Source organism: Pseudomonas sp. GD03944, assembly GCF_029839275.1.
Taxonomy (GTDB): domain Bacteria; phylum Pseudomonadota; class Gammaproteobacteria; order Pseudomonadales; family Pseudomonadaceae; genus Aquipseudomonas.
This window is the reverse complement of the sequence record NZ_JAOCAH010000016.1, coordinates 45,076-58,852: the sequence shown is the minus strand read 5'-3', so window position 1 is coordinate 58,852 and position 13,777 is coordinate 45,076. Positions and strand designations below refer to the sequence as shown.

Annotated in this window: 14 protein-coding genes; 11 read left to right on the top strand and 3 right to left on the bottom strand. The window is 67.1% G+C overall.

The window, feature by feature from the left end:
- Positions 1-370 precede the first annotated feature (370 nt).
- The 3 genes from N5C28_RS20610 to N5C28_RS20600 all read right to left on the bottom strand — a co-directional run bounded on the left by N5C28_RS20610 (position 371) and on the right by N5C28_RS20600 (position 3,832).
- Positions 371-1,702: an MFS transporter gene (locus N5C28_RS20610; RefSeq protein WP_279825152.1), complete on the bottom strand. Its 1,332-nt coding sequence runs from the start codon at positions 1,700-1,702 to the stop codon at positions 371-373.
- A gap of 182 nt (positions 1,703-1,884) precedes the next feature.
- Entirely contained in the window at positions 1,885-2,913 is a 1,029-nt protein-coding gene (gene hemH / locus N5C28_RS20605; RefSeq protein ID WP_279825150.1) for a ferrochelatase, read from the bottom strand.
- Between the two features lie 16 nt (positions 2,914-2,929).
- Complete coding sequence (locus N5C28_RS20600) at positions 2,930-3,832, bottom strand: TIGR01777 family oxidoreductase (RefSeq protein WP_279825149.1); 903 nt, start codon at positions 3,830-3,832, stop codon at positions 2,930-2,932.
- 230 nt (positions 3,833-4,062) lie between these two features.
- Between N5C28_RS20600 and N5C28_RS20595 the strand changes: the two genes are divergently transcribed.
- The 11 genes from N5C28_RS20595 (at position 4,063) to N5C28_RS20545 (ending at position 13,775) form a co-directional block, all read left to right on the top strand.
- The gene (locus N5C28_RS20595) at positions 4,063-5,055 is read left to right on the top strand and encodes an NAD(P)/FAD-dependent oxidoreductase (RefSeq protein ID WP_279825148.1); all 993 of its coding nucleotides are present in this window, start codon (positions 4,063-4,065) and stop codon (positions 5,053-5,055) included.
- Positions 5,052-5,279 carry a TIGR02450 family Trp-rich protein gene (locus N5C28_RS20590; RefSeq protein WP_279825147.1) on the top strand — a complete coding sequence of 76 codons (228 nt, stop codon included), beginning with the start codon at positions 5,052-5,054 and terminating at the stop codon, positions 5,277-5,279. Before N5C28_RS20595 ends, N5C28_RS20590 begins: the two co-directional genes overlap by 4 nt.
- Before the next feature lie 137 nt (positions 5,280-5,416).
- Positions 5,417-6,379 (top strand): DUF523 and DUF1722 domain-containing protein, encoded by a 963-nt coding sequence (locus N5C28_RS20585; protein WP_279825145.1) that lies wholly within the window; start codon positions 5,417-5,419, stop codon positions 6,377-6,379.
- The gene (locus N5C28_RS20580; RefSeq protein WP_279825143.1) at positions 6,376-7,317 is read left to right on the top strand and encodes a MerR family transcriptional regulator; all 942 of its coding nucleotides are present in this window, start codon (positions 6,376-6,378) and stop codon (positions 7,315-7,317) included. The genes N5C28_RS20585 and N5C28_RS20580 overlap by 4 nt, the downstream gene beginning before the upstream one ends.
- Before the next feature lie 12 nt (positions 7,318-7,329).
- On the top strand, positions 7,330-8,775 hold the full coding sequence (gene phrB / locus N5C28_RS20575) for a deoxyribodipyrimidine photo-lyase (protein WP_279825141.1): 1,446 nt from the start codon (positions 7,330-7,332) through the stop codon (positions 8,773-8,775).
- Positions 8,768-9,193, top strand: a complete 426-nt coding sequence (locus tag N5C28_RS20570; RefSeq protein WP_279825140.1) for a nuclear transport factor 2 family protein — start codon at positions 8,768-8,770, stop codon at positions 9,191-9,193. The genes phrB and N5C28_RS20570 overlap by 8 nt, the downstream gene beginning before the upstream one ends.
- The gene (locus N5C28_RS20565; RefSeq protein WP_279825139.1) at positions 9,190-9,963 is read left to right on the top strand and encodes an SDR family NAD(P)-dependent oxidoreductase; all 774 of its coding nucleotides are present in this window, start codon (positions 9,190-9,192) and stop codon (positions 9,961-9,963) included. The genes N5C28_RS20570 and N5C28_RS20565 overlap by 4 nt, the downstream gene beginning before the upstream one ends.
- A gap of 4 nt (positions 9,964-9,967) precedes the next feature.
- Positions 9,968-11,215 (top strand): FAD-dependent oxidoreductase, encoded by a 1,248-nt coding sequence (locus tag N5C28_RS20560; protein ID WP_279825137.1) that lies wholly within the window; start codon positions 9,968-9,970, stop codon positions 11,213-11,215.
- Positions 11,215-12,015, top strand: coding sequence for a DUF1365 domain-containing protein (locus tag N5C28_RS20555; protein WP_279825136.1), 801 nt, complete (start codon positions 11,215-11,217; stop codon positions 12,013-12,015). Before N5C28_RS20560 ends, N5C28_RS20555 begins: the two co-directional genes overlap by 1 nt.
- Complete coding sequence (locus tag N5C28_RS20550) at positions 12,002-13,276, top strand: cyclopropane-fatty-acyl-phospholipid synthase (protein WP_279825134.1); 1,275 nt, start codon at positions 12,002-12,004, stop codon at positions 13,274-13,276. The genes N5C28_RS20555 and N5C28_RS20550 overlap by 14 nt, the downstream gene beginning before the upstream one ends.
- Positions 13,269-13,775 carry a DUF2878 domain-containing protein gene (locus N5C28_RS20545; RefSeq protein WP_279825133.1) on the top strand — a complete coding sequence of 169 codons (507 nt, stop codon included), beginning with the start codon at positions 13,269-13,271 and terminating at the stop codon, positions 13,773-13,775. The genes N5C28_RS20550 and N5C28_RS20545 overlap by 8 nt, the downstream gene beginning before the upstream one ends.
- Positions 13,776-13,777 lie beyond the last annotated feature (2 nt).

The window sequence follows — 13,777 nt, the reverse complement described above, 5'->3', positions numbered from 1 at the left end:
TGTTCACACGAGAAATGCCGCTTTCCTTTCGCCAGGAAAGCGGCATTTTTCTGGCGTGCAAACCTGTATATCGTCTACCAGAGCCTGTTCAGAGGCTGGGGTGTAGGAGCGTCGCCCTCGGCGCGAAACGATTGTAGCCACTCCATGGAATTCATGTCGTGACCACCATTCGCCGCGGGTCGCGGCTCCTACAGACGCCTAGTCTTTGTGCTCACTCATCGCACAATCCCCAGCGAAGTAGCCTGGGTCGAGCGCAGCGACACCCGGGATAGCTGCTCCTTGAACCCCTCCACCGCCTCCCGCACAAACGAAAACGCCCGATGCAACGGCATCGGGCGCTCTCGAACAGCTCTTGAAAACTACCCTGGCATCACGCCGGGTTGGCGCTCCAGTTCTGCAAGCGCACCACGCTCTCGCGGTACGGCTTGAGCCCCTGGCTGAGCAGGATCACCGAGCTGACTACTGCCAGTGCGGTGACGATCAGGACGGAATAGCGCAGCGCATTGTCGTCGGCGAACACGTAGTCGGTGACCAGCGCCACCGCGGTCGGTCCGATGCCCAGGCCGATCAGGGTGATGACGAACAGGTAGATGGCCGAGGCCTGCCCGCGCATCGAGTTGGGCATGATGTCCTGGATCGCCGCCGGCGCCACGCCGAACGGCATGCTCAGGAAGAACACTGTCGGGCCCATCAGCACGAAGGCGGCGAAGGCACTGTCCATCAGCGGGAAGGCGATCACGCAGGGCAGCGCGCCGACGGCGGCATACAGGCCCACGCGCATGTTGGCGTCGCTGCTGCCGCGCTTGGTCATCCAGTCGGCCCAGCGGCCACCGAAGACGATGCCCAGGCAACCGAACACCGCCACGATGCTGCCGTACACGATGCCCACCTGGCCGGCATCCCAGCCGTAGGTGCGGATGAAGAAGGTCGGCACCCAGGCCGCGCTGCCGTAGCCGGCGAAGGCCAGGCCGGCGAAGCCGAAGTTGTGGCAGAGCACGGTGCGGCGGTTGGCGCGGATATAGCGACCGACGTCCGCCAGGGGCACCGCGACGCCGGCACCGACCCCACGGCGCGCCGGCTCCTTGACCGCCAGCATGAGCAGGGTGAAGAGAATCCCGGCCGCCCCAAGGATCAGGAAGATCAGCTGCCACGGCCGCACTTCACCGAACACCGGAAGCACCACGTCGCCCTGGGCCGACGCGAACTGGATGACCAGCCCGCCCAGCAGGAACGCCAGGCCGGACCCCAGGTACACGCCCATGGAATAGACACTAATCGCCGTGGCCCGGCGCTCGGCGGGAAAGCTGTCGGCAATCAGCGAATAGGCCGCCGGCGACAGTGCCGCCTCGCCCACGCCAACCCCGATGCGGCACAGCAGGAACTGCCAGTACAGCTTGGCCATGCCGCAGGCCGCGGTGGCCGCACTCCAGAACAGGATGCCGATGGCGATCAGGCCGCGCCGGCTGCGGGTATCGGCCAGACGGCCGAGAGGGATGCCGCAGACGGTATAGAACAAGGCGAAGGACAGGCCCATCAGCAGGCTCATCTGCGTGTCGCTGATCATCAGGTCACGGCGGATGGGGCCCACCAGCAGGTTGAGAATCTGCCGGTCGATGAATGACAGCACGTAGGCCACCATCAGAATGGCAACAGTGACCCAGGCTCGGGTACTGGAGGGATAGCCGTTATTGTTGTTATGCACGGGCAGTCTCCTCGACACCGCAGACGCGGTGCGCGACGGTTGGAAAGAGCTGCCAGCTTAGGCCGATATACAGGGCGGTGAGTATCGCCCCAAGGTGTTATCAGTCAGACGAATGCAGTGCATCCTTTCAGGCGAATGACAGGGGCCGCCCAGTCCGATAGGGCGCCCCCTGGCAATGCCCGTCACAGCCCCTTGGGCGCACGCTCGCTGAGGGTTTTCAGAGCGGCCAGCCAACTGGGGTGATCATTCAGGCAAGGCACCAGCTGCAGGCTTTCGCCCCCGGCCTCGACGAACTGCTCGCGGCCACGGTCGCCGATTTCCTCGAGGGTCTCGATGCAGTCGGCGACGAACGCCGGGCACATCACCAGAAGCTTCTTCACCCCCTGGGCGGCCAGTTCGTCGAGGCGGGTTTCGGTGTAGGGCTCGATCCACTTGTCGCGGCCCAGGCGCGACTGGAACGACACCGACCACTGCTCCGGCCGCAGGCCCATGCGCGCGGCGAACAGCTCGGCGCTGCGCTGGCACTGGCTGCGGTAACAGACCGCCATGACCGCGTCGCTCACGCCACGGCTGTCGGCCGCGCGCAGGTCATGCTTGGGATCGATGCCGGCGACCCGCTTGCGAATGTGGCGCTCGGGCAACCCGTGGAAGCTCAGCAGCAGGTGGTCGAAGTCCTGTTCCAGGTACGGCTTGGCGCTGTCGACCAGGGCGTCGAGGTATTCCGGCTGGTCGTAGAACGGCGGCAGCACCGAGAAGTTCATGCTCAGGCCCTGCTCGCGCACCACACGCTTGGCCTCCTCGATCACCGTGGTGGTGGTGCTGTCGGCGAACTGCGGGTACAGCGGCGCCAGGGTGACCTGCTTGATGCCCTGGGCCGCCAGGCGGGTCAGTACGGTCTGGATCGACGGCTCGCCGTAGCGCATGGCCAGTTCCACCGGACCGTGGGTCCACTGGCTCTTCATCGCCTCCTGCAGGCGCTTGCTCAGCACGATCAGCGGCGAGCCGTCTTCCCACCAGATCGAGGCGTAGGCATGGGCCGACTGCGCCGGGCGCTTGATCAGAATCAGCGACACCAGCAGGCGCCGCAGCGGCCATGGCAGGTCAACTACATAGGGGTCCATCAGGAACTGGTCGAGGTAACGCCGGACATCAGCCACATCGGTCGACGCGGGAGACCCCAGGTTGACCAGTAACAGGGCGTGATCGCTCATGGGTAATCCTTTTCAGTCAGTGGCGGCCCAGCAAGTCCGCAAGGGCCACGTTCAGATCGGTGAAACGAAACACATAGCCGGCCTCGATTGCCCGGCTTGGCAGGGCCCGCTGTCCACCCAGCAAAAGCCCCGACAACTCCCCCAGCCCGATACGCAGCACAGGGGCCGGCAGCAGCATCACGGCCGGGCGATGCAACGTGCGGCCCAGCGCCTTGGCGAATTCGGCATTGCGTACCGGCTGCGGCGCGCAGGCATTATAGGGACCCTCGGCCCCGGGGTGCCGCAAGAGAAAATCGATCAGACCGATTTGATCGGCCAGATGAACCCAGGGCATCCACTGCCGCCCCTTGCCGACCGGCCCGCCCAGCCCCAGCTTGAAGGGCAGCAGCAGACGCTTGAGAAACCCACCGTCCGCCGCCAGTACCAGGCCGGTGCGCACCCGGATCACGCGGATGCCCAAGGCCTCGGCCCGCATCGCGGTCTCTTCCCAGGCGCCGCACAGCTGCGCCGCGAAATCCTCGCTGACCGGGGGTGAGTCCTCGTGCAGTTCGCGCTCCCCGCCATCGCCGTAAAACCCCACCGCCGAGCCGGAGATCAACAGCGCCGGCTTGTGCGTGCGGCTTTCCAGCCAGGCCACCAGGTGCTCGGTCAGGCCGATGCGGCTGGCCCACAGCAGGCGTTTGCGCTTGCTCGTCCACGGGCGGTCGGCGATGGGCGCACCGGCCAGGTTGATCACTGCATCCAGCGGTTCCTCGCCCAGCTCTTCCAGCCGGCCGATGCCTCGCACCGACTCGCCGCACAGCGCCGCGACCTGCCCTGGGGAGCGGCTCCACACCGTCAACTGGTGGCCCTGGGCTGCCCAGTACCGGCACAGCGCACGCCCGATCAGACCCGTACCGCCGGTCAGCAATATGTGCATGACATCGTCCTCGCATGACGTAACACGCTTATCGCCCTAGTCTGATTTAGGGCGGAACGACGTGCCTAAAATCCAACTCGGGGTTGTCCCAACTATAGCGAGGGACGATTCGACGCAGCGCAAAGCTGTACAGCAGGCCGGCATTGTATAGCTTTTGCCGACCGCGTAGCGTAGGGCCCGTTCCGGTTTCACAGCGCCCCGCCCTGGCGCTCTGACACACGAGGTAGATCATGACAGCAACAGCCCCTATCGCCATCATCGGTACCGGTATCGCCGGACTGTCTGCCGCCCAGGCCCTGCACGCCGCCGGGCATGAGGTGCAGCTGTTCGACAAGAGCCGGGGCAGTGGCGGACGGATGGCCAGCAAGCGCAGCGACGGCGGCGCCCTCGACCTGGGTGCCCAGTACTTCACCGCCCGCGACCGACGTTTTGTCGAGACCGTCCAGCAATGGCAGGCCCGCGGCTGGGTCGCCGAATGGACCCCGACCCTGTTCAATTATCAGGACGGCCGCCTGAGCGCGTCGCCGGACGAGCAGGTGCGCTGGGTCGGCAGCCCGCGCATGAGCGCTATCACCCGCGCCCTGCTCGGCGCGCTCCCGGTGCATTTCTCCTGCCGCATCACCGAGGTCTTCCGAGGCGAGCAGCACTGGGGCCTGCAGGATGCGGAAGGCCAGAGCCACGGCCCGTTCAGCCATGTGGTGATCGCCACGCCGGCGCCCCAGGCCACTGCCCTGCTGGCCGCCGCGCCCAAGCTGGCCGGTGCCGCCGCCAGCGTCAGCATGGACCCCACCTGGGCGGTGGCGCTGGCCTTCGACACGCCGCTCGACAGCCCCGTCGAGGGCTGCTTCGTGCAGGACAGCCCGCTCGACTGGGTGGCGCGCAACCGCAGCAAGCCCGGGCGCGAAACCACCCTGGACACCTGGGTGCTGCACGCCAGCAGCACCTGGAGCAAACAGCACCTGGACCTGCCGAAGGAGGCGGTGATCGAACACCTGCACGGCGCCTTCGCCGAGCTGATCGGCTGCGCCGTGCCAGCGCCGGCCTTCAGCCTGGCGCACCGCTGGCTGTACGCCCGCCCCGCCACCGCGCACCAGTGGGGCGCCCTGGCTGACGCCGACCTGGGCCTCTACGCCTGCGGCGACTGGTGCCTCTCCGGCCGGGTCGAAGGCGCCTGGCTGAGCGGCCAGGAGGTCGCGCGCAAACTGCTCCAGCACCTGCAATGAGCACCACGCCCCACCGCCTCAATCCCCGCAAGCTGCTGCTGTCCAAATGGACGGCAGCCCAGCCGCAGAACCGCGAAAAGCACTTTCTGGTGACCCAACTGTTCTGCGACGAAGACGGCACGGTGCTGGAGATCGAACTCCAGGCCGTGCTCAGTCAACGCAACCAGCGCCTGAACTGGCGCGCCCTGCAGGACAGCAGCCGCTGGCGCATGGGCTGGCAGTGACCCGCCCGGCTCAGGGCCAATCCGATATCGCGATGCAAAACCTGTACAAGCCAATTGACTTGTACAACTTCGCGCCTATCATGGACAAAACTTGTACATGAAATACATCACGTACAACTTTATGCCCGAGCCTGTCCATGAATCCGTCCCAACCCGCCAAGCCTCGAATCGGTATCAGCGCCTGCCTACTGGGGGCCGAAGTGCGCTTCAACGGCGGGCACAAGGCCTCGGCGCTGTGCATGGACAGCCTGGCCGCTTACGTCGAATTCGTGCCGGTCTGCCCCGAAGTGGCCATCGGCCTGGGCATCCCCCGGGCGCCGATTCGCCTGGTCGGTGACCCGGCGGCGCCCCGGGCGGTGGGCAGCGTCGAGCGCTCGCTGGATGTCACCGAGGATCTGGCGGCGTATGGCGAACGAATGGCTGGCGAGCTGGATGACCTGTGCGGGTTCATCTTCATGCAGCAGTCGCCGTCCTGCGGGCTGCACCGGGTCAAGGTCTACCAGGACAACGGTCGCCCCAGCGAGCCAAAAGGCCGGGGCATCTTCGCCGAAGCGTTCTGCCGGCTGCACCCGGACCTGCCGGTGGAGGAGGACGGCAGGCTCAACGACCCCGCATTGCGCGAGAACTTCCTGGCCCGCGTGTTCGCCTACGCGCAGTGGCAGGCTCTGCTGCGCGACGGCCTGACGCGCAAGGCGCTGATCGACTTCCACGCCCGTCACAAGTACCTGCTGATGGCCACCGATCCCCGGCGCTACAAGACACTCGGGCGCATGCTCGGCAACCTCGCCGGCGAGGACCTGCAGACCCTGGCGCCCCGCTACTTCAGCACCCTGATGACCGCCCTGGGACGCTGCGCCACCCGCGGCACCCACAGCAACGTGCTGCAGCACCTGAGTGGCTACTTCAAGCGCTCCATGAGCCGCGACGACCGCCACGAGCTGCAACGCCTGATCGACCAGTACCGCGAGGGCATCATCCCCCTGGTGGTGCCCCTGACCCTGCTCAAACACCACCTGCGCCATCACCCCGACGCGTACCTCGCGCGGCAGGTGTACCTGCAGCCGCACCCGGAAAACCTTGCCTTGCGTAACCGCCTATGAACCCGCACGCCCCGCACCACGACCCGGCGGCCGAGGACGACGATGAAGGCGCCCTCCCCGGACGCCTGCCGATTCGTGAAGTCGCCCGCCTCACCGGGGTCAACGCCGTGACCCTGCGCGCCTGGGAGCGGCGCTACGGCCTGATCGTGCCGCACCGCACGCCCAAGGGGCATCGCCTGTACGACGCCGAACACGTGGCGAAGATCCAGGCCATCCTCACCTGGATCGACCGCGGCGTGGCCATCGGCCAGGTCAAGGGCCTGCTGCGCGACGAGCAACCGACCACCCTCGAAATCCCTTCGCTCTGGGGCGACAAGCGCCAGAGCCTGATCGAAGCCATCAGCAACCTGGACGAACGCCGCCTGGACGACGGCTTCAACAGTGCCCTGGCGCTGTACCCGCCCCATACCCTGTGCCAGCAACTGCTGCTGCCGTTGCTCGACCAACTGGAACTGCGCTGGCGCGGCCAGTTCGGCGCCCAGGCCGAACGGGTGTTCTTCCAGTCCTGGCTGCGCAGCAAACTCGGCGCCCGGGTGTATCACTGCAACCGTCAGCACAACGGCAGGCCGCTGCTGCTGATCAACCTCTCGGACCGCCCGATGGAACCCGGCCTGTGGCTGACCGCCTGGCTGGCCAGCTATGCCGGCTACCCGGTCACCGTGTTCGACTGGCCCGTTCCGCCCACGGAGCTGGCGCTGTCCGTGGAGCACATCCGGCCCCGGGGACTGCTGCTGTATTCCAGCCAGGCGCTGAAGATCGCCCACCTGCCGCACCTGGTCGCCGGTTACGACTGCCCCAGCCTGATTATCGTGCCGACCGCGCACATCCAGCGTCAGGCCTTGCGGGTATTGATGGAGGGCGAGAACAGCCCGCGCCTGGCGGACAGCCCGCTGACGGCGCTGCAGATGCTCACCGACCTGAACCTGCTCGACAGCTGAACAAGGATTCCCATGCGTCAACTGATGTGGTTCCGCACCGACTTGCGGATACAGGACAACAGCGCACTGAGCGCCGCCATGGAGGCCGGTCCGACCCTGGCCGTCTACCTGATCAGCCCCGGCCAGTGGCTCGCCCACGACGATGCCCCGTGCAAGGTCGACTTCTGGCTGCGCAACCTGCACACCCTGTCGGCCCGCCTGGCCACGCTCAACGTGCCGCTGCTGATCCGGGTGGCCGAGCACTGGGACGCGGCGCCCAAGGTGATCGCCAGCCTGTGCCAGGAGCTGCAGATCGAGCGCGTGCAGGTCAACGAGGAGTACGGCGTGCATGAAAGCCGCCGCGACCAGGCAGTGAAAGCTCGGCTCGCCGAACAGGGCATCGCCTTCAGCAGCCACCTGGACCAGCTGTTCTTCGCCCCCGGCAGCATCCTGACCAAGAGCGGCGGCTACTTCCAGGTCTACAGCCAGTTCCGCAAGGTCTGCTACCAGCGCCTGCACAGCGCCCTGCCCGGCCTGGTTCGCCTGCCTGTCGCACAGGCGCCACTGGGCATACCCAGCGATGCGATCCCGACCGAGGTGCCCGGCTTCGACGCGCCGAGCGAGGCGCTGCGCCAGCTCTGGCCGACCGGCGAGGACGCCGCCCAGGCGCGGCTCGAGGCCTTCGCCGACGAGCAGATCGGCTACTACCACAACGAGCGGGATTTCCCGGCCAAGCCCGGCACCAGCCAGCTGTCCACTTACCTGGCGGCCGGCGTGCTGTCGCCCCGGCAGTGCCTGCACGCGGCGCTGCAATTCAATCGCGGTGAGTTCGACAGCGGCAACCAGGGTGCCAGCACCTGGATCAACGAGTTGCTGTGGCGCGAGTTCTACAAGCACATCCTGGTGGGCTACCCGCGGGTGTCCATGCACCGCGCCTTCCGCGCCGAAACCGAGGCCCTGCCGTGGCGCCACGCGCCGGATGAACTAGCAGCCTGGCAGCGCGGCGAGACCGGCCTGCCGATCATCGACGCGGCGATGCGCCAGTTGCTCGCCACCGGCTGGATGCACAACCGCCTGCGCATGGTGGTGGCCATGTTCCTGACCAAGAACCTGCTGATCGACTGGCGCGAAGGCGAGCGCTTCTTCATGCGCCACCTGATCGATGGCGACCTGGCAGCCAACAATGGCGGTTGGCAATGGAGCGCCTCCACCGGCACCGATGCCGTGCCCTACTTCCGCATCTTCAATCCGCTTAGCCAGTCGACGCGCTTCGACCCCGACGGTCGCTTCATCCGCCACTGGCTGCCGGAGCTGGCGAACCTGAACAAAAAGGACGTGCACAACCCGGCGGCCCTCGATGACCTGTTCGGTGGCCCCGACTACCCGCGGCCCATCGTCGACCTGGGCAAGAGCCGCGCCCGCGCCCTGGACGCCTTCAAGCACCTGCCCAAGCTGAATCCGGAGACGCCCCATGAGTGACTTCCTGAGACGTTTCGCCCGGGACTTCGCCGCCCTCGACAAGGACAACCTCGACCGTCTGGGCGAGCTGTACGCCGATGACGTGCTGTTTCGCGACCCACTGCACGAGGTCTATGGCCTGGCCGGAGTGCACCAGTACTTCACCGAGCTGTACGCCAACGTCAGCGACCTGAATTTCCAGTTTCACGGCATGGACCAGGTACGCGACGGCGAGGGCTACCTGCGCTGGACCATGAGCTACCGCCACCCGCGCCTGGCCGGTGGCGAGCTGATCCAGGTCGCGGGCTGCTCGCACCTGATGTGGCACAACCACAAGGTGCACCAGCACCGCGACTACTTCGACGCCGGCAACCTGCTCTACGAACACCTGCCCGTGATGGGACGGATCATCCGCTGGCTGAAGGGGCGACTGGCATGAGGCGCATCTGGCTGACCGGCGCCAGCAGCGGCATTGGCGCCGCCCTGGCGGAACAGTTGCTGCACGCGGGCGACCACCTGGCGCTGAGCGCGCGCACCGTGGCGCCGCTTGAGGCGCTGGCGACCCGCTTTCCCGGCCAGGTGCTGGTGGCCCCCGGCGACCTGCGCGATCCGCTCCAGGTCCAGGCCATCGGCGAGCGCATCGCCGCCACCTGGGGCGCGCTGGACACCGCGATCCTCAATGCCGGCACCTGCGAGTACATGGACGCGCAGCACTTCGAGGCCGCGCTGATCGACCGCGTGGTGAGCGCCAACCTGCTGTCCACCGGCCATTGCATCGAGACCGCCTTGCCCCTGCTGCGAAGCGGCCAACGCCCGCACCTGGTGGGTATCGGCAGTTCGGTGAGCTACCTGCCGCTGCCCCGGGCCGAGGCCTACGGCGCCTCGAAGGCGGCGTTGCGCTACCTGCTCGAAGCGCTGCGCCTGGACCTGGCCGCCGAGGGCATCGACGTCACCCTGGTCAGCCCCGGCTTCGTCGACACCCCGCTGACGCAGCAGAATGACTTCCCCATGCCCATGCGCTGGCCCGTGGACAAGGCCGCCCGGCATATCGCCGGGCGCCTCGAAAAACGCCCCTACGAAATCGCCTTTCCCGGCCCGTTCATTGCCGTACTGCGGCTGCTCGGCTGCCTTCCCACTGGCCTGCAGGTGGCGCTCGGTAAACGCCTGAGCCGCAGCCAGGCGTCCGCCCCTCACCAAGAGAATCCCTGAGATCATGAAGATCGCCATCATCGGCAGCGGCATTTCCGGGCTGACCAGCGCCTACCTGCTCAACCGCCGCCACGACATCACCCTGTTCGAGGCCGGCGACTGGATCGGTGGCCATACCCACACCGTGGACGTTGAGGTCGCGGGGCGCCGCTACGCCATCGACACCGGGTTCATCGTGTTCAACGACTGGACCTACCCCAACTTCATTCGCCTGATGACCCAGTTGGGTGTGGGCTTCAAGCCGACCGAAATGAGCTTTTCGGTCAGCGATGCGGTGCGCGGCGTCGAGTACAACGGGCACAACCTCAACACCCTGTTCGCCCAGCGCCGCAACCTGCTGTCGCCGGCCTTCATCGGCATGGTGCGCGACATCCTGCGCTTCAACCGCGAGGCACTGGACGACCTCAACCACAACCGCATCGCCGCGACCACCACCCTGGGCGACTACCTGCGGTTGTGCGGCTACGGCGACCGCTTCGTCGAGCACTACATCGTGCCCATGGGCGCGGCGATCTGGTCGATGTCGCTGGCCGACATGCTCGACTTCCCGCTGCAGTTCTTCGTGCGCTTCTTCAAGAACCACGGCCTGCTGTCGGTCAGCGACCGCCCGCAGTGGTGCGTGGTCGAGGGCGGTTCGCGCAGCTACGTCGCCCCGCTGACTGCGGCCTTCGGCGAACGGATTCGCCTGAACTGCCCGGTGCAGCGGGTCGAGCGCGATGCCCAGGGTGTGACCCTGCACAGCGCGGCCGGCAGCGAGCGCTTCGACAAGGTGATCTTCGCCTGCCACAGCGACCAGGCCCTGGCGCTGCTGGCCCGGCCCAGCGTGGCGGAACAGGAGATCCTCGGCGCCCTGCCCTACGCCGACAACGACGTGGTGCTGCACACCGACACCCGCCTGCTGCCGCAGCGGCGCCTGGCCTGGGCCAGCTGGAACTACCGCCTGGGCCACGACGAGGCCCGGGCCGCCGCCGTGACCTACAACATGAACATCCTCCAGGGCATCGACAGCGAGAGCACCTTCTGCGTCAGCCTGAACCAGACCGCCGCCATCGACCCGCAGCGGATCCTGGCGCGCTACACCTACGCCCACCCGCAATACAGCCTGGCCGGCATGGCCGCCCAGGCACGCTGGGAAGAGCTGCTCGGGGCCAACCACAGCTACTTCTGCGGAGCGTACTGGGCCAACGGCTTCCATGAAGACGGCGTGGTCAGCGCCCTGCGCGTGGCCCGGGCCTTCGGTGAGGTGCTCTGATGAACAGCGCCCTGTACAGCGGCTGGGTGCAGCACCGGCGCTTCGCGCCGCGCGCGCATGACTTCCACTACCGCATGGGACTGTTGTACCTGGACCTGGCCGAGCAGGACGAGGTGCTGGCGCTCTCGCCCCTGGCCGGGCGGGGGCGCTGGGCGCCATTCGCCTTTCGTGAGTGCGATTACCTGCCGCACCTCACCCGCACCGGCATGCGCCTGAGTGACGCGGTGCGCCAGCTGGTCGGCGACGCCCTGGGGCAACGCCCGGCCGGCCGCATCTGCCTGCTGACGCAACCACGCAGCTGGGGCCTGTCCTTCAACCCGGCGAGCTTCTTCTATTGCCACGACGCGGCCGGGCAGTTGGTGGCGATCCTCTGTGAAGTCAGCAACACGCCGTGGCGCGAACGCTACCAGTACGTCCTGCCGTGCAGCGGCAACGGGCACCAGCAGGTCACCGTGACCAAGGCCTTTCACGTGTCGCCCTTCCTGCCGCGAGAGCTGGAGTACCGCATGCGCTTCAGCCCGGTCGACGAGCGCCTGGGCATCCACATGGCCGACTGGCAGGGCGACGTCAAGCTGTTCGACGCCAGCCTCGCCCTGCGCCGCCAGCCGCTGGACCGCGGCAGCCTGCACCGCTACCTGCTGACCTTTCCCTGGATGACCGGCAAGACCCTGGCGGCCATCTACTGGCAGGCGCTGCGCCTGCTGCTCAAACGCATCCCCCTGTTCAACCACCAGCCAGCCGACGGCACCGTGCGCGTGGCTCACCCGGCCCCCAAGGAATTTCCCCATGAAAAGCCCTAGCCTGACCTCCGCCAAGCACACGGTCCTCGCCGGCAACGGTTTGGGCGCCAACCTGTTGCGCCGAGGTGTGCTGCGCCAGCTGAGCGGCCTGCGCCATGGCCGCCTGGTCATCGTCGAAGGCGGCGAACGCCTGGAGTTCGGCGACGCCCACGCCAGCCTGCATGCCGAAATCGTGGTGCACGACGGCGCGGTCTGGGGCCTGGTGGCCGCCAACGGTTCGATCGGCTCGGGCGAGGCGTACATCCACGGTTACTGGAGCTCGCCGGACCTGACGGCGGTGGTCCGCGTGTTCGTCAGCAACCTGGAGGTGCTCGACGCCATGGAAGGTGGCCTGGCACGATTCAGCCGGCCATTCCTGCAAGGCCTGCACTGGCTCAACCGCAACACACGCAAGGGCTCGCGCCGCAACATCGCCGCCCATTACGACCTGGGCAACGACCTGTTCGAGCAGTTCCTCGACCCGACCATGATGTACTCCGCCGCCATGTTCACCGGACCCGACGACACCCTGGAACAGGGCCAGGTGAACAAGCTGGAGCGCATCTGCCAGAAGCTCGCCCTCACCCCTGACGACCACCTGCTGGAGATCGGCACGGGCTGGGGGAGCATGGCGATCCACGCGGCGACCCACTACGGCTGCCGGGTGACCACCACCACCCTGTCAAAGGAGCAGTACGCCTACACCGAGCGGCGCGTGCGCGAGCTGGGCCTGCAGGACCGCATCACCCTGCTGCTCAAGGACTACCGCGACCTGACCGGGCACTACGACAAGCTGGTGTCCATCGAAATGATCGAAGCCGTCGGCCACCGCTACCTGCCGACCTACTTCGAATGCTGCGCGCGTCTACTCAAGGACGACGGCCTGATGCTGCTGCAGGCCATCACCATCCGCGACCAGCGCTACGAGCAGGCGAAGAACAGCGTGGACTTCATCCAGCGCTACATCTTCCCCGGCGGCGCTTTGCCATCGGTGCAGAAGATGCTGGAGGTCATTAACGCCCGCACCGACATGAACCTGCACCACATGGAAGACTTCGGCCTGCACTACGCCCGCACCCTGCGCTTCTGGCACGACAACTTGCGCCAGGCGCGGCATACGCTCGAACAGCTGGGCTACGACGAGTACTTCTTCCGGCTGTGGGAGTTCTACCTCTGCTATTGCGAGGGCGGCTTCATCGAGCGCACCATCGGCACCGCCCAGTTGCTGCTGACCAAACCGGCGGCCCAACCACAGCCCCTGCTCGGACGTTTCAATGCCTAGACTCATCGCCAACGCCCTTCTCTTCCAGCTCGGCTGGTTCGCCTGCGTGCTCGGCGGCGACGGCCCCTGGCTGCTGGTGGTGGGCGCGGTGCTGGCGGTGCACCTGTTCTGGGTCAGCAGTTGGGCGCGCGAAGGCAAGCTGCTGATCAGCGTCCTGCTGTGCGGCAGTGCGGTGGACAGTTTTCTGATGCACCTGGGGGTCTTCGACTTCGGCGAGCCGCGCACGCTGATCCCGCTGTGGCTGGCCCTGCTCTGGCTGTTGCTGGGCACCACCCTGAACCACTGCCTGGCCTGGAGCGCACAGCCCTGGTGGCGCGCCAGCCTGCTGGGCGCCATCGGCGCGCCGCTGGCCTACTACGCCGGCGCAGAGCTGGGCGGCGTCGGCCTGCCCCTGGGCACCGTGCCGACCCTGGGCCTGCTGGCGGTGATCTGGGCCGTGGTAATGCCGGTGCTGCACGGCTTCGCCCGGCTCTACCGCAGCCAGTACTCGCCCGCCTAGGG